The following is a 23,911-nucleotide window of genomic DNA, read 5'->3' on the forward strand; positions in this document are numbered from 1 at the left end:
CGCGTCGCCGTCTGCGTCACCGGTCACTGGCTGATCGGTCATTACTCGCATCGCAAGGGCGGGCAGACCTGGATCATCGAAGGCGTCGCGGCCCAGGGCTACAATGTCGGCATCGCGGGCCTGATCAGCATGGGCGAGAGCTGGCACAACAATCACCACGCCTATCCCGGCTCCGCGAGCCTCGGGCTGCTGCCGGGTCAGATCGACCTCGGCTGGTGGTTGATCAAGGCATTCGAAGCCGCAGGGCTCGCGCGCAACATCAAGACGCCGGACAATCTTGCGCCGCGCCCGGGCTCGCGTCGCGTCGACGAACCGGGCAACGCCGACGCGGTCGCGCCGCGACATCGCGGCAGCGCATTGTTCCAGTAATCCGCAGCCGCGCATCTTCCGTTGCGGATCGAACGCCACGCAGCTATATACGCCGCGTCGGAAAAGGCAGACTTGGTTTGGTAAGCCCAAGTCCTTTCGAAAACGAAAGCTCTGGTCTCCTGCCTCGTGCATGAGATCCCCACGACGAACACCGGACGCCATCCAGGCGCCCAATGTTCGTCCGTGTGGTTCTCAACCCGACGAACCGCTCCGGTCGAACACCGACAAAGGAGCAGTTCATGCGCACCAGCCGCCCCCTTCCCCATGATGTCGTGATTGCCGGTGCCGGCCCGGTCGGCCTGCTGCTTGCCTGCGAGCTGCGGCGCGCAAACCTCTCGGTCCTGGTGCTGGAGCAGGCCGCGGAGCCATGCTCGCCATTGAAGCGGCTGCCCTTCGGCATGCGCGGCCTTTCGGCGCCCAGCATCGAGGCGTTCTATCGTCGCGGGATGCTGGATGACATCGCGGCACGGCAGCACGCAAGAGATGGCTCGGGCAGCAGCGCATCGAATGGCGCGCATTGGACGCAACCGCGCCGCCCGGCCGGCCATTTTGCCGGCATCCAGTTCTTTCACGACGATATCGACACGTCGAACTGGCCGTTTCGCCTGCCGAGCCCGGCCGGCACCAGCATGGCGGTCGACATGGAGGCGCTCGAAACCGCCCTCGCCGCGCGCGCAACCGCGATGGGGGTCGAGATCAGGCGCGGCCTCGGCGTCGAGGCGCTGGATCAGTCGGACGACGACGTCACCGTTCGCGCCGGGGGCGCGACTTTCCACGGACGCTGGCTGGTCGGCTGTGACGGCGGCCGCAGCATGGTGCGCAAGGCCGGCGGCTTTGAATTCGTCGGCACCGATCCCGAGTTCACCGGCTATTCGGTCGAGGTCGAGATATCAGATCCGGACCAGCTCCGCACGGGCCGTCACTACACGCCGACGGGCATGTATACTTACGCGCGGCCCGGCACAATCGCGATGGTGGAGTTCGACGGCGGCGCCTTCCACCGAACCCGGCCGATCACGCGCGAGCATGTGCAGGCGGTGCTGCGCCGCGTCTCCGGCACGGACATCACGTTGACGGCGCTCCGGCTTGCCACCACATGGACGGATCGCGCGTGTCAGGCGACGGATTACCGCAAGGGGCGCGTGCTGCTCGCCGGCGATGCCGCGCACATTCATTCTCCGCTCGGCGGCCAGGGGCTCAATCTCGGGCTTGGCGACGCGATGAACCTCGGCTGGAAGCTCGCGGCCACGATCCGCGGCGACGCACCGGCGGATCTGCTCGACAGCTACTCGCGTGAGCGGCATCCGGTGGGCGCGCAGGTGCTGGACTGGTCGCGCGCCCAGGTTGCGCTGATGCGGCCAAGCCGAAGTTCGCGCGCGCTCGAAGCCATCATCCACGACCTGATCGCGACGTCAGACGGCGCGACCTACTTTGCCGAGCGCGTGTGGGGCGTTTCGCTGCGCTACGATCTTGGCGGCAACCATCCCCTGGTGGGCCGCAGCGCGCCCGACTTCGAGTTCGCCTGTGGCACGAAACTCGGCGAACTGCTCAGGAACGGGCGCGGCGTGCTGCTGGACTTCGATCCGCGCTCTCCGCTGCAAGCGCTTGCCGATCGCTGGCGTGGCCGGATCTGCTATGTCGCAAGCGATGCGCGGGATCGGCTGGGCTTGAGTGCCGTACTCGTGCGCCCCGACGGCTTCGTCGCATGGGCCGCTGACACCGCCCCTCACCTCGATGAAGCCGCTCAGGTCATGTCGCGGTGGTTCGGCGAACCTGATGCGCAGCCCTGACCCCTTGGGGGCCACGCGGGGCTCCACTCGCATTTCTCTTGCACCGTGTGCGGGTTCCCCGCCTCAACCGTAACGCCCCGTTAACCCTATCAGCCGTAGGGTCGTCGGGGCTCCGAATGGACGGTGGCCGGGTTTGTCGTGATGTCGTTTGCACAGAAGAAAACTACCGTCGTCCCCGTAGCCGAGGAGCGGCGGCGCTTCCAGCGCGTCAAGGTGCACCTGCTCGGCCGCTACATGCTGCCCGACCGGCGCGAGTTTCCCTGCCAGATTATCAACATGTCGCCGGGCGGCCTCGCCTTGCTGGCGCCGGGCATCGGCAATGTCGGCGACCGCGTGATCGCCTATCTCGACCATATCGGCCGGGTCGAAGGACGCATCACCCGCATCATCGACAACGGCTTTGCGATGACGATCGGCGCCACCGCGCGCAAGCGCGACAAGCTCGCCGCGCAGCTGACCTGGCTCGCCAACCGCGACATCCTCAATCTGCCCGAGGATCGCCGCCACGACCGTATCGTGCCGCGCAACCCGATCGCCCTGCTGACCCAGGAAGACGGGACGCGGATGACCTGCCGCATCATCGATCTTTCCTTGTCTGGTGCTGCGATTGCCGCCGAGAACCGCCCGCCGCTGAAATCGCTCGTGATGCTCGGGCGGGTGCAGTCCCGTGTGGTGCGAAATCTCGAGGAAGGCTTCGCGCTCGAGTTCGTTCACGAGCAATCGGCGGAAACCCTCGAAGAGAGCGTTACCGCGAGGTAAAGCGAAAAAGCGCTCAAGACCCCTGTTTTTGGCCCGCGAAGGCGGCCACCGGTGCACCGGTGGCCGCCTTCGGCGCGTTTGGCCCGGTGAAAATCGGCGGTTAACGGCCGCAACGTTTGACACAACAAACCTCGCTGGCGCAGCGCTCGCCGCGTTAATGCATAAAATTTGAATCAATTGCAGTTGTTTCAAATTTTACGCGAATTCGATTCAAGTACAGTTCGAATTCGCCGCAGCTTTTACCAGTATTCGCGTCAAATCTACTTTGCGTACTTAGCGGCGGCGCAAAAGCTTTGTGCGAAACGTGGTCCCAACAAGAAGAACGGGGGCCACGATGTTTGGGTTCAGGGGACAGGGGAAAGGTTTGGCGGTTGCCGCCATTCTGTTTGCGACGTGCGTGTCGGCCAAGGCCGGCGACGTGGTCTACGCCAGCCTGGGTGACGTTGCGCGTTCGCCGATCGGCTGGGTCGAATTCTGCGCCGACAATCCGGGCGAATGCCGCGGCGGCGCGACGCAACCACGCGACATCGTGTTGTCGCAGACCGCTTGGCGGGACCTCGTACGGGTCAACAAGTGGGTCAACGAATCCATCAAGCCGATGACCGACATGGATCATTGGGGCGTGATCGAGAAATGGTCGTTGCCATCAGACGGTTACGGCGACTGCGAGGACTACGTGCTCCTGAAGCGCAAGATGCTGATGGACGCCGGCTGGCCCCGCGAGGCGCTGCTGATCACGGTGGTCCGCGACAAGAAGGGCGAAGGCCACGCGGTGCTGACGGTGAAGACCGACAAGGGCGAGTTCGTGCTCGATAACCAGAACGAGAGCATCGTCGCCTGGACCGACACTGGCTACCGCTTCGTCAAGCGGCAGTCGCAGGGCGATCCCAATGTGTGGGTCTCACTCGGTGACAACCGCCCCGCAGTTGCAACGGCAAGCTCGCGCTGAGCAGACCTGAGGATTTTCGAGTTCGCGACCCGGTCACATCCCCACCCCTCCCCGTCCCAGACCGGTTCGCGCGCGGCCACCCTTCCCCCAAAGGGTGGCCGCACCTTTTTGAGCGGCGTCGATCGACGCCTAGAAGAACCGCTCGAGAAACGCCGCGGCCTCGTCCGAGATGCCGACGATCTTGTTGGTGGCCTGGCGATAGAATTTGAAATTCAGTTCGGTCTCGGGCCGGCCGTCGTCCCAATCCTTGAAGCGCTTGAGCTGGTCGCGCCCGAGCGGCCGCGCCGCGGATGCGGTGCGTCTGACCGTGATGCTGACGCGCGGCGTTTGCCTGATGATGCCGACCTTGCGCGGTGTCGCTTCGGCCGACGCAACGATCGCGCGGGCGATCAGGCCGTTGCCGCCCTCGTTCTCGCTCGCGAACACGAACACGACGTCGTCGGCCGCGATGTGCTTGCCGCCATACATGGTCTTCTGCGCGGTGAAGGTGAACACCTTCGCCCGTGGATTTCGGATCTCGGTCTTGATCGCAAACGCCATCGCATTCCTTCGCCGGCTCGCTCTGCCATCCGCGTCGACGGCTTGACATCCTAGCATCGGCGATATTGAATTGAATTCAATTCGGCGGATGAGCCGACGATGGACGCGACGAGCGTGGGGGCACGGGAACGGCTACTTTCGGCAGCGCAGGCCGAGCTGATCGAGGGCCATGGGCACCTCGAGATGCAGGCCGTCGCAAGACGGGCGCAGGTCTCGGTCGGGCTCGCCTACCACCACTTCGGATCGAAGGCCGGCCTGATCGCCGCTGTGGTCGAAGGCTTCTATGAACAACTTGATGCGGCGGCATTCGGCGGTGCCAAGCTGTCCGCCACGGACTGGGCGGACCGGGAGAAGGAGCGGATCGGCGCCTATGTCGCCTTCCACTATGACCACCCGTTTGCGCCCCTCGTGATCGGACCGCTCAGCCGAGCGCCCGAGGTGCTCGATGTCGAGACCGCCTTCACCGGCCGGCAGCTTTCGGCCGGTGCCCGCATGATCGAAGCGGCCCAGCGCGACGGGATCGTGTCCGGCGGCATCGACCCTCACCTCACCATCGCGCTGATGATCGGCGGCATCCGCCAGGCGCTGATCGGCGCGCTCATGAGCGAAAGACGGCCTGATCCGGCAAGGCTGACCGGCGACATCTGGGCCTTCATGGCCGCCGCGCTGGGCTTGCCTGCCAAACCCCTGTCCGCGCGGCCAAGAACCATGCGGCGCAGCCGCAGCTAAGCTTCACCTAAAACCCGAACATCGATGGTCATCTTGTTCAATCCGCACGATTTTCACGCTCCGCAATCGACCTACAGCAAGCCGGATCTGCTGCGCTCGAGCGAAGGCGGCTATTTCGGCCCCGGCAATGCGCAGCTGCCGGCACCGCCGATGCTGATGATGGACCGCATCACCCAGATCAGCCTGGACGGCGGCGCATTCGGCAAGGGCCATGTCGCCGGCGAACTCGAGATTGCGCCGGACCACTGGTTCTTCGCCTGTCACTTTGCCGCCGACCCCGTGATGCCCGGATGCCTTGGCCTCGACGCCATGTGGCAGATCATCGGCTTCTGGCTCGGCTGGTCGGGCTCGCCCGGCAAGGGCCGCGCGCTCGGGGTCGGCGAGGTCAAGTTCAGGGGGCACATCACGCCGGATGTCAGGCTTGTCCGCTATGAGGTCGACATACGCTAGGCCAGGCGCGGCCGGCTGGTGCTGGGCATCGCCGACGGCCGGGTGCTCGCCGACGGCGCTTGCGTCTATCTGGCAAAGAACATGAGGGTCGGCCTGATCGCGCCCAAAGGCTGAATTCGGGAGCTTGAATTCGCGTCGACCAGAGGCCGATCGGCGCGCCTCGAGCAGGCCGAGCAGCGCGGCCGAAGATTAACATGTGATACAAATTTCGCTGCTGCCGCAGGGGTCTACACACCCCCCGGTTTTGCCCGCGCCGAGGTTTGTGCTATTTCGAACCTTTCAATTGACGTCCGGTTGTTGGTCGCATGGTCGAACTTGCCCCCCGGAATTCACAAGCCAGCAGCCTGATTGGCGTGCAGCCGATCGCGATCGGCGCCGTGGTGCTGGTGCTCGTGTTGTTCGGGATCGGCTCGATCGCGCTGTGGCGCGCCTTCACCGGCAACGTGCCGGAGACCGACCGGATGGTCGCCGCGCGTCAGTTGCAGGCGCGGACCGCGCAGGTCTCCGAGGCCCTGGTGGAAAAGACCAAGGGGATGGAGGTGACCCAGCAGGAATCCATCGACCAGCTGCAGGAGGTGCAGGACCAGCTGCAGACCATGCGCAAGCAGTTCGCCTTGCAGGCGGCCGATGCGAAGAGGCTCTCCGACCAGGTCGCCGCGCTGACTGAACAGGTCGAGGGCTTGCGCCAGTCGCTGGCGAGCGCACAGGCCAACGAACCGGCCGCCGAGCCCGCGCCGCGCAAGCGCTCAAAGGCTACCCGTAGCGCCAACCGGAAGCGCCACAGGTCGCGCGGTTGACGCCTCCGAAAGGCCGACGCCCGGCGAGGTGGCCAGCCACAAAAATGCGCCAAATCCCGAGCAAGATCATCATCTAACGGGGAACGTTCGGGCTCGCGGACCGCCGGCAGCGGCCGATCATGAGTGCCCGTTACCGTGAATTAATCCGGACTTTGTGAACTGGTTCACATATCGGCCTTCGAATCCGAGTCATCTTCGAATGACCGGATGGCGTGAGCCGATTTCAATATCCGGGGCTGGCAAGGTCGTTGACGGTATACTACGTCGACGGCCTTGTTTTTTGGGCCCTTGAATCCCGCTCGGGACCGCTCACCAGGAAAGCTCCGGCTCGAGATCCCGAAGGCGGCCCTCGCCGCGCGAACATGCAGACCGGCTGAAGAAACACGGCGTGCTCGGCTAACGACTCCGGATGCGCAGCATCACCGCGGCCAAAGCCGCGGCGAACGGCATTGCCGCCTATTTGGCGCGATCGCGCAAGGCGCGACCACCTCGCAGTCGCAGCCGCGCAAGCTTCGGCTCAAGCTCGCGGAGCATGTAGATCAGTGCAACGGCAAGGCTCGCAACAACCACCATGAACAGCAATGTCAGGTCAGGAATGGTCAGCATCTCTGATGTCCTCTGGGCCCGGCTTCAATCGCAGCCGGGCCATTTGTTTTCGCGACGCGGTCACGCACGGACTGCTGCAAGGCGGTGCAGCTGCATACCAGTGCGCGACAGCCAACGCGGCGGCCGGGCGTCGAAACGCCGGCCGAGCCGATCATTGCAAGACCATCAGCATGGCGACCGAATGGAGCGGCCATGCGTGAGCGAATGGCTCAATTGCAAACCTGCACCGGCCGAACGCGCCAGCCATACGGCGTCATCACGCCGCGGCGCACGACGTAACAGCCGCCGTAACCGTAGCCGTAGCCGTCGTCATAGCCGTAGCCGGCGTAGTATGGATTGCCGTAGTAACCGTCATAGTAATCGTAGGCGCCGTAGCCCAGCCCGAAGCCGACCGCTGCCGCCGCGAGCGGATAGCCCCAGCCGCCCCAGCCTCGCCGATAGTAGCCGCCGTTCCAGCCGCCACCACGCCAGCCTCCGCCTTGCCAGCCGCGGCCGGCCCAACCGCCGCCGATCGCAGCCGACCGGAAGCCACCGCCACCGCCCATGGCCCGGAATGCAGCGCCGCCGCCGTGGAAGCCGCCAAAACCGCCGCCGCCGCGGAAGCCGCCACCACCATGAAAGCCGCCGCCACCGAAGCCACCGCGTGCCAACGCAGCATCGACGGTGAACAGACCGACCGAGGCCGTCGCCAGCAAGGCAATCATCGTTTTACGCAACATCACCCGTTACTCCTTCCTTCAAAGGCTTTCTCTTCAAGCCTCCTTCGCCGCGTCCTGCGCATGCTAACCCAATCTAGGACCGCGGCTTCCACCGCGCGCCTATGTCGCGCTCACATCTGCGCGACCCGCGTTCATCGAAGCGCGGCCGTCAGAGGTTAACAGCCGCGGCAGATGCCTCGCGTACGGCGGTCGACTTTTTCGTTCTCGTCGGCGATGGCCTTGTCGACGCTCTCGGTCGTCGTTGCCGAGCCGGTGGTAACGCCTCTGCCGGTGTTGGGGCCGCCGGAGGATTGCGCGGTCCCGGCGCTGTTGGTCCCTGCCGGCGATGACGTGGCTTGCGGCGATGTCGGGCTGGCTGAGGAGGGGCTGCCGGTCCCCGCGCCGCTCCCGGTACCTTGGGCGACGGTAACCGCAGGCGCCAGCACAATCGCGATTGTCGCGAGCGCGGTGGTGACAGATAATTTGCGCATGGCAATTCTCCCTTGCGGACGTCAACGGGTCCGCAAAACGCCGGTTCCCGCAGGCGTTGGAGCAATACAGTTTGGGAGCAATGCAATTTGCGCAAGCTGATCGAGTTTGACGACGACACTTTCGACAAGCTGAAGCAGCTCGGGCGCGACCGGATGGCGACCTTGCAGGAGCTCGCCGACGAAGCTTTCGCCGACCTGCTCAAGAAGCACGGCATTCCGATCGACCTGAAGGATGCGCTGCGCAAGAGCGCACGACTTCAGGAAGCAACAAGACTTCAACAGGCAACGAGACCGCAAGGCGCAGCGAAGCCTCGCCCCACGGCAGCGAACGCCGCGCGCAAGCGCGGCCGCAAGCGCTGAAGCTTCAGCCGATCTTCTTCAGTCCCGTTTTGTATTGCGGGCCCCTGATGGCGTAGGACTTGGCCGGCCGCGACAGCGCCTCGGCCTGCGCCGCGTCAAGTGTACGCACCACACGCGCGGGCGCACCGATGATCAGGGAATTTTCCGGAAACTCCTTGCCCTCGGTGATGACGGAGCCGGCACCGACCACGCTGCCGCGCCGGATCCGCGCGCCGTTCATCACGATCGATCCCATCCCTATCAGCACGCCGTCCTCCAGCGTGCAGCCGTGCACGATCGCATTGTGGCCGATGGTGACGTTGTTGCCGATGCTGAGGGGAAAGCCGGGATCGACGTGCAGGGTGGAATTGTCCTGAACGTTGGAGCCCTCGCCGATCTCGATCCACTCATTGTCGCCGCGCAGCACGGCGCCGAACCAGACGCTCGCGGCGGACTTGAGGCGGACCTTGCCGATCACAACGGCATTGTCGGCGATGAAGTAGCTGCCGTCGGCGGGAAGATCGGGCGCCTGCCCGTCGAGTTCGTAGATCGCCATTGAGGTCTCCCTGGAGCGTTTTCGAGCGAAGTGGACACCGGTTCGCGTGAAGAAAACGCGTCGAAACAAAAATCCAGAGCTTCGGTTTCTGATTCAATCAGAACCGAAGCTCTGATCGAAGGAGACCTTGGCACGACGGCCGACATGGTTTCAAGCAAGCGCGACCGTGATCGGCCGCGGATCATGATGGGATCAGGCCAGCACGCCCGCAGCGCGCAGCGTCATCACGAAGAAGGTGCCCGACATCAGGCTCCAGAAGCCGGAGATGACGGTTGCCATCATCACGAATTCGAAGCGACGGCGCTCGATGCGTGCCCCGCGCAGGGTGTTGCGCATGATGATGAACGGTGCGGCGAAGACGAGGAACGGGACCGCGGCGAAGGTCTTCGGCGCCACGCCCTCCTGCAGCAGGCCGAAACCGGCCGGGCGCTCCGCCATCGCCTGGTAACCGCTGGCCAGTGCGCCCGCGAGCGCGAAACCGATCAGGAGCGAGAACAGGGAATTCAAGGTATCGGGCGACATCGGAACTTCCGCTACGCAACAGGCCACTTGCCCTGCTTCGCAGAATTGACGTCCGGCCGCCACATCATCCTTAAGGAAAGGTTAACCGGACACCTCAGGCGCAGCGTTTGCGCATGGCCATTCGGTTCCCGGATTCCATTGGAATCGTACGGAAATTCCCCGCCACGTGGCATATTCGGCAGATGATTCGGCCCCTCCCGACCTGATCTATGCCCTGCTCATGACGCTTCTCTCGACCGCCCAGCATCTCGCCCGCGACACCCGCCGCAACCCGCGCGCGCACCTCGTTCCGATCACCGCCTCGGCTGTGATCGCGGCCGGCGCGGTCGCGCTCGTCGCCTATCTGCTGTGGCCGACCTACACGACCATTCCGCCGAGCGATCCGTCGCGGCTGCCGGTGAGCGTCGGCGGCACGCTGTTCAACGTGCCGACCATGGCCGTGCGCATGAAGATCCAGCGCCACTCCGGGCCGCAGGAGCGCGTCGATTTGAGCTTCCTCTATCCGTCGCTGGAGGCGCCTGCCGCGCCGAAGCACTACAGCGCCGATACGGTCGAGGACAAGGTGCAGCCGATCGACAGGATCTTCGTGTCGATCGCGGCGCACCACGATTCACTCGCGCCGGACATGCGCCTGCGCACGATCTATCCGCGCTATCTCGACGAGCGCGCAAACACCGACGACGGCCTGACGGCGCGCGCGTTCCGCGACGGCACGCCCTATGGCGGCGAGGAGCTGTTCACGGCGAGCGAGCCGCAGCTGACCGCGCGCTGCACGCGCGATACCTCGACGCCCGGCATGTGCCTGAGTGAGCGGCGCATCGACGGCGCCGACCTGATCTTCCGCTTTCCGCGCAGCTGGCTTGCGCAGTGGCGCGACATCGCCACCGCGATGAACCGTCTCTCCGCGCAGATGCACAGCGCGAGGGGATGACCACCTCCCCGTCACCGCGCGCCCCGGAGCATTCGATGGCGGCGCCGGTCGATCCGTATTGCCTTTGTCGGCTCGCTGGACTAAGAGTTGTATAGGGGAAATACGGTCTCCCCTTGAGGCTTCGGTCCAAGACTGTGCAACGCTCGACTTGTCGAGGGCATGTGCACATGGGCGAAAGCAAGCCTCCAGTTCCTTCCAGCCAATTTGCCTTGCGGTCTGCATTTGCGCGGGCTTCGGAAGACGTCGATCCCTACCTCCGCATGGTCAGACGAACTCGTCGCCGGCCAACCGCAACATTGGTTCGGGTCAACTCAGCTTGGCCGCGACGACCGCACCGATCAATCTCTGATCGCCGTCTGCTACCGGAACGGAACGAAAATCCGGGATGGAGTCCTCATCGCACGACGCGCAAGGAGGATCGCGGGATTCGACCAAGTTCCTCGTCCGGTCGAGCCTCCCGTTCAAGCGGCCGGGCTTTTCGAATGATCGACGCCGGGCAAGGTCGCATTTCACGACATCCGCGCAGTGGAATTTTCGATCCGACGGGAGCCTAGAAATGCCTCACGCCCAACAACGCATGGCCATCGCCGCGGTTACGCTGCTTCTCCTGGGAGTGATTGACATGCCGAGTCACGCAATTGGATTTGAGAATACCCAGATCGGCGTTGCGCCGGAGGGCTGGACCGCCACCGTCACAGGGTCTGGCGATGCAAGATGGACGGTCGAAACCGATGCGACGGCGCCGTCGAAGTCGAAGGTGCTCAAACAATCCGGCCGAGCGACCTACCCGCTGCTATTGAAGGACGACACCAACATCAAGGACGGCTTTGTCGAGGTCAAGTTCAAGGCTGTCGCGGGCTCGCAGGACCGCGCCGCCGGCATTGTTTGGCGAGCGAAGGACGCAAACAACTACTACGTGACCCGCGCCAATGCACTCGAGGACAATGTCGTTTTGTACAAGACAGTGAACGGCGTCCGAAGCCCGCTCGACATCGTCGGCCGAAAGGGGGGCTACGGAATTAACACCAAGGTGCCGTCCAACGACTGGCACACGCTGCGTGTCGACTTCAAAGCCTCGCACTTCATTGTAACTTTCAACGGCAAACAATTGTTCGAGGTGGAGGATTCCACATTTGGCGGTGCCGGCAAGGTGGGGCTTTGGACCAAGGCCGACAGTGTGACGCTATTTGATCAAATCACCTACGGAGAAGCCAAATAGGTAAGCTGGCGTTCAGTGGGTAACCGCCCAATCAGCAAGCTCGGGGATTCGCACCCTCCCCATCAGATGGGGCCATCCATCCAAGTGTGCATCACCTCATTTTTGGGGAGCGACCGGTGGATGGAACGAGTCTTGTTCTTTTTGTTATTGCCGCTTTTGCCGGCGGGTTCGTCAGCGGCTTTTCGGGATTTGCGATGGGGCTCGTCGTGTCGGGTGTGTGGCTGCACATCGTCACGCCGGTGCAAACCGCGGCGCTGATCGCGGGTTACGGCCTGCTGACGCAGGGCTACGGCATCCTGAAATTGCGTCAGGCGTTCAACTGGCACGCGATCTGGCCGTTGTCAGTTGGCACGACGATCGGCATCCCCGCCGGTGTGGTGCTGCTCACCTATCTCAGCGCGGTCCATCTGCAATTCGGTGTCGGCGCATTGCTGGCACTTTACGCGATCTACAGCCTGACACGGCCGGCGTTCAGGCCGGTGAAGATCGGGGTCGCACCGGACATCGCGATCGGTCTCGTCAACGGATTGGTCGGCGGACTTACCGGACTGGGTGGCGTTGTCTCGACCATCTCGTGCCAATGGCGCGGCTGGACGAAGGACACGCAGCGCGCGGTGTTCCAGCCGGTCCTGTTCGCCGCCTTTGTGGTGATCTCGATTTCGATGGGCGTTACCGGCGCCTTCACGACGGAAACCGTCAAACTGTACGGGCTGGGTCTGCCATTCCTTCTCGCCGGCCTCTGGAGTGGCTTCACGCTGTACGGAAAGATCGACGACGAGATGTTCCGCACCGTGGTGTTGATACTATTGCTGCTCGCCGGCCTGTCGCTGATCGTGCCCGCATTGGCTTGACGCGGTACCTCACTCACGTTCTTGAAGCTGGCGAGCGGTGCGGCCAGATCCGTCGATCCGCGCCGCGCACGCCAACGGGCTCCGGCGCTCATGCGACGGAGCCGGCCGGCAACGCTGCTGTTCCGCCTTACTCGGCCAGATCCTCTTCCAGGATCGCCATCTGGAACTGGAACGAGCGATCATCGTCCTCGTCGTCGACGAACAGCACGCCGATGAACTCCTCGCCGATATAGACCTCGGCCGAGTCGTCCTTCTTGGGCCGCGGCACCACGCGGATCTTGGGATTGCTGAACACGCGTTTGAGATACGCGTCGAGCTTCCTGACTTCCTGAACGTCCACGGCCGTCTCCAATCGGGTCGATGATTTTCGGGGGAGTTTTAGGACGAGACGGCAAAGATCGCCAGAGCCTTTTCAGGCTTTGGCGACGTGATGTTGCGCACACGACTCTTGTTTGGGCGCGTTTTCGCCGCGATCAGAAAGCGAGTGAAATCAAAGCCCGATCGCGCCGAGCATCTGGTCCATGGTGCGAGACGGCTCGGCACAGCCGGCCTCGCCGACGATTTTCGCCGGCACGCCCGCGACCGTGACGTTGTGCGGCACGGGCTTGACCACGACCGAGCCGGCCGCGATGCGCGCGCAATGACCGATCTCGATATTGCCGAGGATCTTGGCGCCAGCGCCGATCAGCACGCCGTGGCGGATCTTCGGATGGCGATCCTCGTTCTCCTTGCCGGTGCCGCCGAGCGTGACACCATGCAGGATCGAGACATCGTCCTCGATGACCGCGGTCTCGCCGCAGACGAAACCGGTGGCATGATCGAGGAAGATGCCGCGGCCGATCCTGGCAGCCGGGTTGATGTCGGTCTGGAACACCGCCGAGGAGCGGCTCTGCAGATAGAAGGCAAAATCCTTGCGGCCCTTCTGATACAGCCAGTGCGCGAGACGATGGGTCTGCAGCGCGTGAAAGCCCTTGAAGTAGAGCAAGGGATCGATGAAGCGCGAGGTCGCGGGATCGCGGTCATAGACGGCGACGAGGTCGGCGCGGAACGCGTTGCCGATATCGGGCTCGTCGCGCAGTGCCTCGCCATAGGTCTGGCGGATCAAATCGCCCGACAGCGCGGCGTGATCGAGCCGCTCGGCAATGCGATGGACCACCGAATCTTCCAGCCGCTCGTGATGCAGCACGGTCGCATAGATGAAGGATGCGAGCTCCGGCTCGCGTCGCAGGATGTCCTCCGCCTCGCCGCGGATTCGATCCCAGATCGGATCGAGCGCCGCCAGCTTGCTCCCCTGCGGATTGACCTGATGAACTGCCATAGCTGCTCTCGCAATTCGGTTGTTCTGATGTGCGTTATAGCACGATGGACCCAGCGCGTCCCGGGATGGCTCAGTACGGTAAACCCCAGCCGAACACCCCCGGGCCGGCGTCTAGGGGAATTGGTCGGGATTTTGCCGAAATCAAGCCGTGCTTCTGCAACTATTGGCGGATTTCGTCCCCAGTGTGGTTTTGGGCATGGTCGGCCCCAATAAAAGGGGAAACATCATCAATACCCAGAGTTTAGGTGCCCGCCTGACCGATGCACGGTCGGTCTGGATCGCTACCATTGCCATCCCCCTCCTCCTGCTCGCCCCTGCCTTCTGGAACGGCTATCCGCTGCTCCAATGGGATACCGGCGGCTATCTGGCGCGCTGGTATGAGGGCTACCTGGTGCCGAGCCGGTCCACGGTATTCGGTATCTACCTCCGTGTCGGCGAGACATCGGATTTCTGGCTCAACCTCGGCATCCAGACCCTGGCGACGCTATGGATCCTGCAGCTGACGCTGCGCGTGCTCGGCCTCGCCCGGCCGGTCCGGCTGATCGCGATCAGCCTCGCACTGATCGCGACCACCGCCTTACCCTGGCTGGACAGCATGCTGCTGACCGACATCTTCGCCGGCCTTTCGGTGCTCGCGCTCTTCATCCTCATCCTGCACGGCGAACGGATCTCGACGCTGGAGAAGGCGGTGCTGTTCGGGTTCATCGCGTTTTCGGCCGCCACGCACAGCGCGACGCTGGCGGTGCTGCTCGGCCTGTGCTGCGTCGGCTGGGTGCTGCGTCCGTGGCTCGGGCGGCGCATCCCGGTCGCGGGCCTCGTACAAGGCAGCCTGACCACGGTCGCCGGCGCGGCGATGCTGCTGGCGGCGAACTTTGCGCTGTCCGGACAGCTGGCCTGGACGCCCGGCGGCTATGGCGTCGCCTTCGGCCGCATGCTGCAGGATGGCATCGTCGCGCAATATCTGCACGATCATTGCGCGACGGAGAAGCTGAAGCTCTGCCCCTATCGCGACGAGTTGCCGCCGACCGCCGACGACTTCCTGTGGGGCCACAGCATGTTCAACACGCTCGGCCGCTTCAAGGGACTGAATGACGAGATGGGCTACATCGTGCTGCGCTCGCTCGCCGAATATCCGGAATGGCAGGCCAAGGCGGCGCTGACGGCAACCGCGGACCAGCTCATGCATGTCGCGACCGGAGAAGGCACCAATGGCTGGATCCCGCATACCTACGGCATCATCGAGCGCTACATTCCCAAACAGGTCGCGCCGATGCGCGCGGCGCGGCAGCAACGCTGGCACCTCGACTTCACCGCGGTCAACCGCATCCACGTGCCGGTCGCGCTGGGCTCGATGCTCATGGTCGTGATCCTGTTCGGCCGCGGCCTGTGGCAGCGGCGGCTCGACGATCTGACGCTGCTGGCGGGCACGGTCACGCTCGCCTTACTCGGCAATGCCTTTGTCTGCGGCGTGATCTCGGGACCGCACGACCGCTACGGCGCGCGCATGGTGTGGATCGCGACCTTCGTGGTGCTGATCGCGGCCGCGCGCGCCGTCGCCAGGGATGAAGCCGACGATCTATTTTCGCCGCGACAGGAAGTCGATGACCCCGGTCTTGTAGACCTTGTCGCCGACCGCCCGCATGTGATCGCGGTTCGGAATGTCGAGCACCTCCGACCCCGGAATGATCCGGCCGAGCGCTGACGCCGAGCCCGCGATCTCGTCCTTGCTGCCGACTGCAATCAAGACCGGCACGCGGATGCCGGCCGCCTCCTCGCGCGTCATCAGGCGGCGCGAACCGCGCAGGCAGGCGGCGAGCGCGCGGCGGTCGGAGCGGGTCTGATCGGCAAAGGCGCGGAAGGTACGGCCGACCGGGTCGGTGACATCGTCGAGCGACGGCGCCTCCAGCGCCAGCGCGACCGCCTCGCCAGGGCCGCCGCCCTCGATCAGTCCGATGCCGATCCCGCCAAGGATCGCCGAGCGCACCCGATCGGGATTCTCTCGCGCCAGGATCGCCGTCATCCGCGAGCCCAGCGAATAGCCCATGATGTCGGCGCGCGTGATTCCGAGATGGTCCATCAGCGCGATCACGTCGCTGGCCATGGTCGCGATCTCGTACTGCGCGGCATCGTAGAGCTTGGCGGATTCGCCGTGGCCGCGATTGTCGAGCGCGATCACGCGACGGCCGGCCTTGACCAGATCCGACACCCAGGTCGGGTAGATCCAGTTGACGTTCTTGCTCGAGGCAAAGCCGTGCACCAGCACGATCGGTTCGCCCGCGCCTTCGTCGATATAGGCAATTTCAACATCGCCGTGATGGAAACTCGGCATCATCCATTCCGTTTCTTCTTGGGATTTGCGATTGGCGATCGACAGGCGACCGCAAGCCTAACCCTGGGCGGGCATACTCGCCAAGGTAGCCTGCGCGGCCATCTGCCGCTTCAGGCGCAGCGCCTTGCTTCGTCTGAGCCACCAGGCGGTGGCCCGTTCGGTGGTGGCCTTGATCGACGACAGGAAGCCGAACAGCGCCAGCAGCGCGCCGAACAGCCACATGGTGAGATTGAATGCGCCGGCGGCCAGCAGCAGCGCGCCGCGGCCGAGCAGCTTCAGGATCGCGCGGGTCTGGCCGCCCTTCGCCTCGGCGATCCGCGCCGCCCGCGCGATCTCCTTCGGGTTCTCGGCGACCTTCAGCGTATCCCGCGCAGCGCGAACCCCGGCCGCTTCGCCGATGCGTCCGACGTCCTTGGCGACGCGCACCAGCGCGCCGGCCTTCTCGGCGCGGAAGGCCGCGCGGATCGCGGTTGCGGTTTGCACCGGCCGCAGCACCGAGCCGGATGCGACCGCCTCGCGCAGCGCCGGCTGGTCGACGACCTCGCGGGTCGAGCGCCCGGCCCATTTGATCATCCCCTCGCTCAGCCGCCCGGCCTTGCGCGTATCCTTGACCAGCGTCAGCCCGGCGCGCAGCGGCCCGGCGCCGCCGACCGACACATAGGTGGCCGCGGTCACCGCAAGCCCGGCGGCCGCGAGGCCGAGCACCAGCTGGTCGGTGTCTTCGCCCATCACGAGGTGCTTGCCCTCGCGTACGACGTCCCTGACATCACCGAACACGAACAGGTCGCCGGCGACCGTGCCGGACAGGCTTGCGACATCGTCGGCATTGCCGGTGACCAGGCCCGTGGCGAAGCCCTTGGCGAAATGCATGGTGGATGATTGCTCGGCGCGCGCATCATCGACGCGCTTGGTGAGATCATCACCAAGTGCGATGTTCTTCTCGCCGGCGAGTTCGACAAAGCTCATCGCAAGGTCGGCGTCGCCGGAGGCCAGCGCCGCCTCGATATTGACCGAGATCAACGCCGGGTTGTTGCGCAGCACGGAATTGAGCCTGATGTCGGCGAGCGCAGCGGGATCGTCCCGCACCGCCAGCACGGTGCCGGCGTCACGGGCGTGCGGCCAAATAGCTGCGCCCACGGCAGCACTTGCTGCCACGCCGACCACCGCCAAGCTGACGCGCACCCGATTCATCCCGCTAAAACCTCTAGTTTTATTCGCCTTGGAGATAGTGTGCCGTTTTTGCGACACAACGGCTCCGACCAAAGGAGGGCTTCTCTGGGACGACAAGATTGTGTCGAATTTGCATGAGCAAATGAGCCATCGGGGCTCTAGGAATCAACTGTTCCCGCCAGTATGGTGCGCGGCATTTCGCGATGCCGCATGCTGTTGATTGCGTCTGCCCATCGTTGCCATCAAGGTGAGAATATGTCCGACCACGTCGTCCCGCACTTCCATAACGATGCCGGTGTCTCGGTGATCGAAATCGGATCGCAGGAGTTCATGTGCGTCGGCGCCAACCCGCCGTTCGACCACCCGCACGTGTTCCTCGACCTCGGCAACGACAACGAGATCATCTGTCCGTACTGCTCGACGCTCTATCGCTTCGCGTCCGACCTCGCGGCCGGCGAAGCGCGGCCGCCGGAATGCGTGCTGAAAGACAAGGTCGCCTGACCGCTCCGTGGCGCTGACGCGAACCGTCATCGTTGCAGGCGCCGGGATCGGAGGACTGACGGCGTCGCTGACACTGGCGGCACAGGGCTTTCGCGTCGTCGTGCTGGAGAAGGCCGAACGGCTCGAGGAAGCCGGCGCCGGCATCCAGCTCTCTCCCAATGCCAGCCGCATCCTGGTCGAGCTCGGGCTCAAGGAACCGCTTGCGCGGCGCGCGGTCACGCCTGAATCCGTCAACATCCTGAGCGCGCGGGCCGGTGGCGAGATCGCACGGATGCCGCTTGGCCAGGCCGCCGAGTTCCGCGCCGGCGCACCCTATTGGGTGATCCACCGCGCCGACCTGCAGGCCGCGCTGCAGGCGGCCGTCAACGACCATCCCGATATCGATCTGCGGCTCGGCTGCCAGTTCGAGGATGTGACCAAGCATGCGAGAGGCCTCACCGTCGTCCAACGCCGCGGCAATTCACGGCAGGAGGAATTGGCCGTTGCGCTGATCGGCGCCGACGGCATCTGGTCGTCGGTGCGCGGGCATTTGTTTCCGGATGTGCAGCCGCAATTCTCCGGCCTGATCGCCTGGCGCGGCACGCTGGACGCCACCGCCCTGCCGGGTGAATACACCGCACCGCGCGTGCAGCTTTGGATGGGACCGGACGCGCATCTCGTCGCCTATCCCATCTCGGCCGGACGCCAGATCAACGTGGTCGCGATCGTATCGGGCACCTGGAACCGGCCGGGCTGGAGCGAGCCCGGCGACATCAACGAGATCAAGGGTGCATTCGCCACCGCTCGCTGGCCCGCGACGGCGCGGATGCTGATCGGCGCGGTCGACGGCTGGCGCAAATGGGCGCTGTTCACCCTGCCCGACATCGGCCGCTGGAGCGAAGGCGCGGTGACGCTGCTCGGCGATGCCGCGCATGCGATGCTGCCGTTTGCCGCACAAGGCGCCGGCATGGCGATCGAGGATGCGGCCGTGCTCGCCAAGGCCTTGAGCGACAGCACCGGGGAAAATACCGCAGGCATTCCCGCCGCGCTGAAGCGCTACGCACGGATGCGGCGCGGGCGCGTGCTGCAAGTGCGGCGCCTGGCGCGACAGCAGGGCCGCATCTATCATTTGGGCGGGCCGGCGGCGATCGCGCGCGATCTGGCGATCCGCGCGATCGGTCCGGAGCGCATGCTGGCGCGGCAGGACTGGATCTACGATTGGCGCGCCTGAGCTCGGCCAATCACGACCGGCTCGTCTGGAAGCGCAGGCTCAGTGGACGAGGCCTCGTGGCGCGCGCGGGCCCTTCGCCGCCGGCGTCGGGGTAGCGGGTGCCGCGGCCGGAGGTGTGTCCGGCGGGCTTTCATGGCACCTGCCCTTGCGCCACGCCTCGTCCGCCAGCTTCTGCTGGGAGTGGATCGAGATCAGCTCGTTGCGATAGACCATCTCGGAGACGACAGTACCGCCGACGCCGGTCTCCGCCTTGGCCATCAACTTTTCCTGATCCGCCGCGCGGGTCTTGAGATTGCTGCGCTCGTTCTCGAGCTGCTTGCAATCATAAAGCTCGTACTTGGCGGGATCGGCGAATGCGGACGGCACGGTGTCGCCGATCTGCGCGCAGCCGGAAACGCCCGCGGCCGAGGCGAGCAGCGCGATGACGGCCGCCGCGCGCGACAGCTTCAAGCGGCGTGGGAAACGAACAGACATTCAGCTTTCTTAACCGGACAGTGTTGAGATTGCCTAAAGCAGCCACCGGTGTCCGGATTGAGGCCCAATCGCGGCGGCGCGCTGCTTATCCCAATGCTCGGCCGCCGAGGCAAATGGAATTGCGGGCGGCCGCTTAAGCCTTTGAAAGCTCACCTGTTAGCACCGGATAATGCCAATTCCACTCCGCGCCCAAACGCGCTAGAAATCGGCGCGCCTGGCGCAACGCGGACGTGGCGGAACTGGTAGACGCAAGGGACTTAAAATCCCTCGATGGCAACGTCGTGTGGGTTCGAGTCCCACCGCCCGCACCAGTTCGATTTTACCAATATTTTCAAATACTTATGATGGGGTTGAGGGGCTATTTTGTAGCACCTTTGTGGACGCTCTTCTGTAGCAATACTGTATTCGATCGCGCTGTTTCGAATCTAATCAGTAGAAGTGCGACGCTAATCTGTATAGTCGAGTAAATTGGTATCATAGTGGGATTGTATACGAGTTGAATTCGAGTAATAATATTTCGCGCTCGTGATCTAAGAGTCTGACTCAAAATTCATGACTTGACGTTGGCCGATCTGGCGATGCGGCGGACCAGTTGTCGAGTTGACGCAATAAGGAGCCATGCTTCAGCCGAGGTGACGGAGGCCTCCCAATCCTTGGCAAGACGTCGGCAGCGGTTAAGCCATGCCAACGTTCGTTCGACGACCCAGCGTCGGGCAACAACAACGAAGCCTTTTGCCTCATCCGGGCGTTTGACAATTTGAATAGTGGGCCCGTCGATTCTCCGGAGCGCGTTCTCAAGCTTTTCGCCGGCGTAGCCGCCGTCAGCAAACAAGTGCGCAATAGTCGGGTAGCTCGCACACGCCAAAGTGACGACGGTCGGCGCACCGTCCCGATCCTGAACATTGGCCGGGTGCACGATGGCGCTCAGCAAATTTCCTTGTGTGTCGGTGACGATATGACGCTTGCGACCTTTGATCTTCTTGCCCGCATCAAAGCCGCGCGGCCCACCGCTCTCGGTCGTCTTGACCGATTGACTGTCGATGATCGCCGCCGTTGGTTGCGGCTCCCGTCCAGCAAGCCTGCGCGCGATTTCAACCAAGGCGTCATTGATCAAGTCCAACACCCCGCTGTCGCGCAGGCCATAAAAATAGTACTGGACCGTCGTAAAGGGAGGAAAATCCTTCGGCAAAAGCGCCCATTGGCATCCCGTCGTCGCAATGTACTGGATCGCATCCCATACCGATCGCATGCAGGTCTTGCGCGGTCGACCCACCTTGCTCCGCCCTGGCATCAACAGCTCGATCAAGGCCCATTCCGCATCCGTACAATCGCTTGCATAGCGCAGCGCTCGTCTGTCATGCTGACAGCGGGTGATTTCGGTCCAGGTCATCTGCTTCTCCGATGGCTTCGAACACCTCGAAGAATCACAACCTGCTGAAATCACCCAACTTTAATTTCCGGTCAGCCTCTAAGATCAAGAGCCCAAGCACACAGAGAAACCGTTCACCTGCCCTCGCCCAACCAGCGAGTGCCAATCTCTGTTGTGCTGTTGTCGATCCTCTCTCGATTCCGTAAGGCCACCCCGGCAGTAGAAACCAAAAGCCTCGCCTCGCCCGAGCCGTGGCTGTTCGAACTGTTCGGTGCGCCCTCGACGCTCTCTGGCGTCACGGTGACGCCCCACACCGCGATGACGTGCGCGCCTGTCGCCGCTGCGGTGCGTGCGATCAGCGAGGCCATCGGCCAGCTTCCCCTTCACGTCTACAAGAAACTTCCGGACGGCGGCAAAGAGAAGGCGACGGATCACCCGCTCTACCGGCTGCTACATGACGCGCCGAATAGCTGGACGCCTTCCGCACTTTTCCGGTCGCTAATCACCGCCGACGCGCTGTTGCAGCCCTACGGCGGCTTCGCCCAAATCGTTCGCACCAATGGCGGGGTGCATGAGATCATTCGACTCGATCCGGCGCTGTCGTCGATCACGATCGATTACAGCAACTATGAGCCGCAGTATGCGCTCAAGACGGACGGCAAGAGCCCGGCACGCAACATCCCCGCCTCGGACATCGTTCATCTTCACACCCCGGCCTACAACCCATCGCGCGGACTCGTCGGTGAAGCACGTGAGGCGATCGCCCTCGCTCTCATCCTTGAGAGGAATGCGGCCCGACTGTTCGGCAAGCGCACGACGCCGGGCGGCGTAGTTACCCTTAAAGACGTCACGACGCCGGAAGGCATCGCCAAAATGAGGGCGGCGTGGAAAGCGACTGTCGGCGGTGCTGAGAATACAGGCGAGACCGTGTTCATCCCTGCCGATATGACTTGGCAGAACACCACCATGACCAGCGTTGACGCGCAGTTCCTCGAAATGAGGAGCTTCGCGATCGGCGATATCGCGCGCTTCTTTCGTGTCAGCCCACACATTCTCGCCCAGCTTGATCGGGCGACCATGAAGAACGTGGAATCTCTCGGTCAGGAATTCCTGTCACAGACCCTGTTGCCTTGGATCAAGCGCTGGGAACAGGAACTGGCACTCAAGCTGCTCACGCCGGAAGAGCGCGACCAGTTCGTGATCGAGTTCAACTTGGACGGCTTCGCCCGCGCCGACTTGCTCGCCCGGTCGCAAGCAATGTCCACCAACGTGCAAGCTCGAATCTTCAGCCCCAACGAAGCGCGCGCGATCGGCTTCAATCTCCCGCCCTACGAGGGCGGCGACACCTACGAAAACTTCAACACCTCCAGCGCGCATGCGGGCGGCAAGCTCAGCGGTCAGTCAAATGACAACCAGAACGACCCGGAGGCCGCCTAGTGCTCCGAACCATTCACCTGCACGGCAGGCTCGGCAAAGAGTTTGGAAAGACCCATCGCTTGGACGTGTCTACTGCGGGCGAAGCACTGCGCACGCTCAACTGCAACTTCCCCGGCAAGTTCGTGGCAGCGCTGCAAACCGGATCATTCCGGCTCATCTGCGGCGACAGGCACACGGGCATGCGCCTGACCGAGATGGAGTTCGTCAATAAGTTCAAGTTGGGTAACGCCGACTTTCATCTGATCCCCGTCGCACAGGGCGCCAGCAACGGCAAGGGCGCGGCCAAGACCATCATCGGTGTCGCACTGATCGGCGGCGCAATCTTCATGTCGGGCGGCACCCTTGCTGCGCCGTTGTCAGGCTTAAGCGCGGCCGTCCCCGGTGGCCTTGGTTTGACTTGGGGCAACATCGCAGCGGTTGGCCTCGGCCTGACGCTCGCAGGCGTCTCGACGTTGCTGTCAAAGCCGAGCGGTAGCACCGAACAAACCCAATCCTACAACCTCAACGGCCCGGGCAACGTTGGCAATCAGGGCGACCCGATCGCGCTGATCTACGGCCGGACCATGGTGCAGACCGTCAATGTGTCATTTGACGCCGACATCGAAGACATCGGCGCCTACAGCGCACAGAACCTTTCCGACTACATGGGCGCCATGGGTGGCGCTGTTGCTCCAGCGGGGTCCTACTGATGACGCCCTACAGCACGTTCTTTGGAGACGCTGAGCACACTTTCCAGCTTACGCCCGCGCTCATCACCGAGCTTGAGGCGAAGTGTGGTCCGATCGGCGCGCTCTTCCACCGCGTCAACTACAAACAGTTCAGCCAGTCCGATCTCAGCGAGACCATCCGGCTGGCATTGATCGGCGGCGGCACCGCGCCCAAACGCGCCGCCGAACTGATCGCGGCCTATGTCGCCGATCGACCGATCGCCGAAACCCTGCCACTCGCCGTGAAGATTCTTGAACGTGTGTGGTTCGGCGCACCTAATGAGGCAACGAAATGAAGCTCGAAAAACTCGAGGTTAAAGCCAACTTCGCGATCTCCGATACCGGCGAGATCACCGGGTTGGCTTGGTTCTACGGAGAACCCGACAGCGTCGGCGACACGATCGTGAAGGGTGCTTTCGGCGCAATCGCCGAGAATCTGCCGATCCTGTTCCAGCACAGTCCCGCCGATCTCATCGGCACGTGGACCGAGATTAAGGAAGGCCCGGACGGTCTCCAAGTTAAGGGCCAGCTCCACCTTGATCACCTGCGCGCCCGCACCGTGTTCGCCATGCTCAAGAATAAGCTGGTGGACGGATTGTCGATCGGCTTCCGCACCAAGCAAGCCACGAAGCAGGGCCGCAAGCGCGTGATTACAGCGCTCGATCTCGCCGAGATCAGCGTTGTGAGAGACCCGGCACACCCGCGCGCCCGCATCAGTTCAGCAAAAGAATATGACGCCGCACTCGCCGTTGCGGCGGCCATTCGCGAATTTACGGCAAACCTCTGATCCCATCGAACCA

Annotated in this window: 28 protein-coding genes, 1 tRNA gene and 2 pseudogenes; 19 read left to right on the plus strand and 12 right to left on the minus strand. The window is 63.8% G+C overall.

Going from position 1 to position 23,911, the window contains the following annotated elements; all coding sequences use genetic code 11:
- The first annotated feature begins 129 nt into the window (after window positions 1–129).
- The 4 genes from ACE10X_RS27000 to ACE10X_RS27015 all read left to right on the plus strand — a co-directional run bounded on the left by ACE10X_RS27000 (window position 130) and on the right by ACE10X_RS27015 (window position 3,867).
- Window positions 130–369 carry a hypothetical protein gene (locus tag ACE10X_RS27000; protein WP_244435721.1) on the plus strand — a complete coding sequence of 80 codons (240 nt, stop codon included), beginning with the start codon at window positions 130–132 and terminating at the stop codon, window positions 367–369.
- Between the two features lie 239 nt (window positions 370–608).
- Window positions 609–2,159 carry an FAD-dependent monooxygenase gene (locus ACE10X_RS27005; RefSeq protein WP_038383288.1) on the plus strand — a complete coding sequence of 517 codons (1,551 nt, stop codon included), beginning with the start codon at window positions 609–611 and terminating at the stop codon, window positions 2,157–2,159.
- Window positions 2,160–2,300: 141 nt separating this feature from the next.
- The gene (locus tag ACE10X_RS27010) at window positions 2,301–2,918 is read left to right on the plus strand and encodes a PilZ domain-containing protein (protein ID WP_028342942.1); all 618 of its coding nucleotides are present in this window, start codon (window positions 2,301–2,303) and stop codon (window positions 2,916–2,918) included.
- 334 nt (window positions 2,919–3,252) lie between these two features.
- Window positions 3,253–3,867, plus strand: a complete 615-nt coding sequence (locus tag ACE10X_RS27015) for a transglutaminase-like cysteine peptidase (protein ID WP_026192955.1) — start codon at window positions 3,253–3,255, stop codon at window positions 3,865–3,867.
- 129 nt (window positions 3,868–3,996) lie between these two features.
- Here ACE10X_RS27015 and ACE10X_RS27020 read toward each other — a convergent pair whose 3' ends face one another.
- The gene (locus tag ACE10X_RS27020; protein WP_038383286.1) at window positions 3,997–4,407 is read right to left on the minus strand and encodes a hypothetical protein; all 411 of its coding nucleotides are present in this window, start codon (window positions 4,405–4,407) and stop codon (window positions 3,997–3,999) included.
- Between the two features lie 99 nt (window positions 4,408–4,506).
- On the opposite strand from ACE10X_RS27020, the gene ACE10X_RS27025 reads away from it, so the two are divergent.
- The 3 genes and pseudogenes from ACE10X_RS27025 to ACE10X_RS27035 all read left to right on the plus strand — a co-directional run bounded on the left by ACE10X_RS27025 (window position 4,507) and on the right by ACE10X_RS27035 (window position 6,383).
- Window positions 4,507–5,136: a TetR/AcrR family transcriptional regulator gene (locus tag ACE10X_RS27025; RefSeq protein ID WP_038383287.1), complete on the plus strand. Its 630-nt coding sequence runs from the start codon at window positions 4,507–4,509 to the stop codon at window positions 5,134–5,136.
- 33 nt (window positions 5,137–5,169) lie between these two features.
- Window positions 5,170–5,700: pseudogene (gene fabA, locus ACE10X_RS27030) on the plus strand (bifunctional 3-hydroxydecanoyl-ACP dehydratase/trans-2-decenoyl-ACP isomerase).
- Window positions 5,701–5,891: 191 nt separating this feature from the next.
- On the plus strand, window positions 5,892–6,383 hold the full coding sequence (locus ACE10X_RS27035) for a hypothetical protein (protein ID WP_028342937.1): 492 nt from the start codon (window positions 5,892–5,894) through the stop codon (window positions 6,381–6,383).
- A gap of 456 nt (window positions 6,384–6,839) precedes the next feature.
- Here ACE10X_RS27035 and ACE10X_RS27040 read toward each other — a convergent pair whose 3' ends face one another.
- The 3 genes from ACE10X_RS27040 to ACE10X_RS27050 all read right to left on the minus strand — a co-directional run bounded on the left by ACE10X_RS27040 (window position 6,840) and on the right by ACE10X_RS27050 (window position 8,178).
- Window positions 6,840–6,989 carry a hypothetical protein gene (locus tag ACE10X_RS27040; RefSeq protein ID WP_162832409.1) on the minus strand — a complete coding sequence of 50 codons (150 nt, stop codon included), beginning with the start codon at window positions 6,987–6,989 and terminating at the stop codon, window positions 6,840–6,842.
- A 209-nt stretch (window positions 6,990–7,198) separates the two neighbouring features.
- The gene (locus ACE10X_RS27045) at window positions 7,199–7,708 is read right to left on the minus strand and encodes a hypothetical protein (RefSeq protein ID WP_304557782.1); all 510 of its coding nucleotides are present in this window, start codon (window positions 7,706–7,708) and stop codon (window positions 7,199–7,201) included.
- Between the two features lie 155 nt (window positions 7,709–7,863).
- Window positions 7,864–8,178 (minus strand): hypothetical protein, encoded by a 315-nt coding sequence (locus ACE10X_RS27050; RefSeq protein ID WP_038383289.1) that lies wholly within the window; start codon window positions 8,176–8,178, stop codon window positions 7,864–7,866.
- Window positions 8,179–8,265: 87 nt separating this feature from the next.
- Between ACE10X_RS27050 and ACE10X_RS27055 the strand changes: the two genes are divergently transcribed.
- The gene (locus tag ACE10X_RS27055) at window positions 8,266–8,538 is read left to right on the plus strand and encodes a hypothetical protein (protein ID WP_038383290.1); all 273 of its coding nucleotides are present in this window, start codon (window positions 8,266–8,268) and stop codon (window positions 8,536–8,538) included.
- Window positions 8,539–8,542: 4 nt separating this feature from the next.
- On the opposite strand, the gene ACE10X_RS27060 is transcribed toward ACE10X_RS27055, so the two are convergent.
- Window positions 8,543–9,073, minus strand: a complete 531-nt coding sequence (locus ACE10X_RS27060) for a gamma carbonic anhydrase family protein (RefSeq protein ID WP_028342934.1) — start codon at window positions 9,071–9,073, stop codon at window positions 8,543–8,545.
- Window positions 9,074–9,265: 192 nt separating this feature from the next.
- Entirely contained in the window at window positions 9,266–9,595 is a 330-nt protein-coding gene (locus ACE10X_RS27065; protein WP_038383291.1) for a DUF6949 family protein, read from the minus strand.
- Between the two features lie 220 nt (window positions 9,596–9,815).
- Between ACE10X_RS27065 and ACE10X_RS27070 the strand changes: the two genes are divergently transcribed.
- The 3 genes from ACE10X_RS27070 to ACE10X_RS27080 all read left to right on the plus strand — a co-directional run bounded on the left by ACE10X_RS27070 (window position 9,816) and on the right by ACE10X_RS27080 (window position 12,596).
- Entirely contained in the window at window positions 9,816–10,526 is a 711-nt protein-coding gene (locus tag ACE10X_RS27070; RefSeq protein WP_038383298.1) for a hypothetical protein, read from the plus strand.
- A 556-nt stretch (window positions 10,527–11,082) separates the two neighbouring features.
- The gene (locus ACE10X_RS27075; protein WP_038383292.1) at window positions 11,083–11,745 is read left to right on the plus strand and encodes a family 16 glycoside hydrolase; all 663 of its coding nucleotides are present in this window, start codon (window positions 11,083–11,085) and stop codon (window positions 11,743–11,745) included.
- Window positions 11,746–11,861: 116 nt separating this feature from the next.
- Window positions 11,862–12,596 (plus strand): sulfite exporter TauE/SafE family protein, encoded by a 735-nt coding sequence (locus ACE10X_RS27080; protein WP_038383293.1) that lies wholly within the window; start codon window positions 11,862–11,864, stop codon window positions 12,594–12,596.
- 127 nt (window positions 12,597–12,723) lie between these two features.
- On the opposite strand, the gene ACE10X_RS27085 is transcribed toward ACE10X_RS27080, so the two are convergent.
- Together ACE10X_RS27085 and cysE are read right to left on the minus strand one after the other, a co-directional pair.
- The gene (locus tag ACE10X_RS27085; protein WP_021077729.1) at window positions 12,724–12,936 is read right to left on the minus strand and encodes a DUF3126 family protein; all 213 of its coding nucleotides are present in this window, start codon (window positions 12,934–12,936) and stop codon (window positions 12,724–12,726) included.
- 150 nt (window positions 12,937–13,086) lie between these two features.
- On the minus strand, window positions 13,087–13,914 hold the full coding sequence (gene cysE / locus ACE10X_RS27090; protein ID WP_028342930.1) for a serine O-acetyltransferase: 828 nt from the start codon (window positions 13,912–13,914) through the stop codon (window positions 13,087–13,089).
- Window positions 13,915–14,110: 196 nt separating this feature from the next.
- Here cysE and ACE10X_RS27095 point away from each other — a divergent pair.
- Window positions 14,111–15,463: pseudogene (locus ACE10X_RS27095) on the plus strand (hypothetical protein); the annotation flags it as partial.
- A gap of 27 nt (window positions 15,464–15,490) precedes the next feature.
- Here ACE10X_RS27095 and ACE10X_RS27100 read toward each other — a convergent pair.
- Window positions 15,491–16,243 (minus strand): alpha/beta fold hydrolase, encoded by a 753-nt coding sequence (locus ACE10X_RS27100; protein ID WP_080583255.1) that lies wholly within the window; start codon window positions 16,241–16,243, stop codon window positions 15,491–15,493.
- A 57-nt stretch (window positions 16,244–16,300) separates the two neighbouring features.
- Window positions 16,301–17,434, minus strand: a complete 1,134-nt coding sequence (locus ACE10X_RS27105) for a hypothetical protein (protein WP_375763070.1) — start codon at window positions 17,432–17,434, stop codon at window positions 16,301–16,303.
- 234 nt (window positions 17,435–17,668) lie between these two features.
- Here ACE10X_RS27105 and ACE10X_RS27110 point away from each other — a divergent pair, with 234 nt between their 5' ends.
- Window positions 17,669–17,914: a zinc-finger domain-containing protein gene (locus tag ACE10X_RS27110; protein WP_018272338.1), complete on the plus strand. Its 246-nt coding sequence runs from the start codon at window positions 17,669–17,671 to the stop codon at window positions 17,912–17,914.
- 7 nt (window positions 17,915–17,921) lie between these two features.
- Entirely contained in the window at window positions 17,922–19,124 is a 1,203-nt protein-coding gene (locus tag ACE10X_RS27115) for an FAD-dependent monooxygenase (RefSeq protein WP_038383295.1), read from the plus strand.
- 39 nt (window positions 19,125–19,163) lie between these two features.
- Here the strand turns inward: ACE10X_RS27115 and ACE10X_RS27120 are convergent, their stop codons facing one another.
- Window positions 19,164–19,598: a hypothetical protein gene (locus tag ACE10X_RS27120; protein WP_038383296.1), complete on the minus strand. Its 435-nt coding sequence runs from the start codon at window positions 19,596–19,598 to the stop codon at window positions 19,164–19,166.
- A gap of 224 nt (window positions 19,599–19,822) precedes the next feature.
- On the opposite strand from ACE10X_RS27120, the gene ACE10X_RS27125 reads away from it, so the two are divergent.
- Window positions 19,823–19,909, plus strand: a tRNA-Leu gene (locus ACE10X_RS27125).
- Window positions 19,910–20,148: 239 nt separating this feature from the next.
- Here the strand turns inward: ACE10X_RS27125 and ACE10X_RS27130 are convergent.
- Window positions 20,149–20,988, minus strand: a complete 840-nt coding sequence (locus ACE10X_RS27130) for an IS5 family transposase (RefSeq protein ID WP_168859419.1) — start codon at window positions 20,986–20,988, stop codon at window positions 20,149–20,151.
- A 153-nt stretch (window positions 20,989–21,141) separates the two neighbouring features.
- Between ACE10X_RS27130 and ACE10X_RS27135 the strand changes: the two genes are divergently transcribed.
- From ACE10X_RS27135 to ACE10X_RS27150, 4 genes are read left to right on the plus strand one after another with little or no spacing between them, the layout of a single operon-like run.
- Entirely contained in the window at window positions 21,142–22,404 is a 1,263-nt protein-coding gene (locus ACE10X_RS27135) for a phage portal protein (RefSeq protein WP_375763071.1), read from the plus strand.
- Complete coding sequence (locus ACE10X_RS27140) at window positions 22,404–23,093, plus strand: hypothetical protein (protein WP_375763072.1); 690 nt, start codon at window positions 22,404–22,406, stop codon at window positions 23,091–23,093. Before ACE10X_RS27135 ends, ACE10X_RS27140 begins: the two co-directional genes overlap by 1 nt.
- The gene (locus ACE10X_RS27145; RefSeq protein WP_375763073.1) at window positions 23,093–23,407 is read left to right on the plus strand and encodes a gene transfer agent family protein; all 315 of its coding nucleotides are present in this window, start codon (window positions 23,093–23,095) and stop codon (window positions 23,405–23,407) included. The genes ACE10X_RS27140 and ACE10X_RS27145 overlap by 1 nt, the downstream gene beginning before the upstream one ends.
- The gene (locus ACE10X_RS27150; protein ID WP_375763074.1) at window positions 23,404–23,898 is read left to right on the plus strand and encodes an HK97 family phage prohead protease; all 495 of its coding nucleotides are present in this window, start codon (window positions 23,404–23,406) and stop codon (window positions 23,896–23,898) included. The genes ACE10X_RS27145 and ACE10X_RS27150 overlap by 4 nt, the downstream gene beginning before the upstream one ends.
- The last annotated feature ends 13 nt before the right edge of the window (window positions 23,899–23,911 follow it).

The organism is Bradyrhizobium sp. Pha-3 (assembly GCF_042258325.1).
In the GTDB taxonomy this organism is placed as follows: domain Bacteria; phylum Pseudomonadota; class Alphaproteobacteria; order Rhizobiales; family Xanthobacteraceae; genus Bradyrhizobium; species Bradyrhizobium elkanii.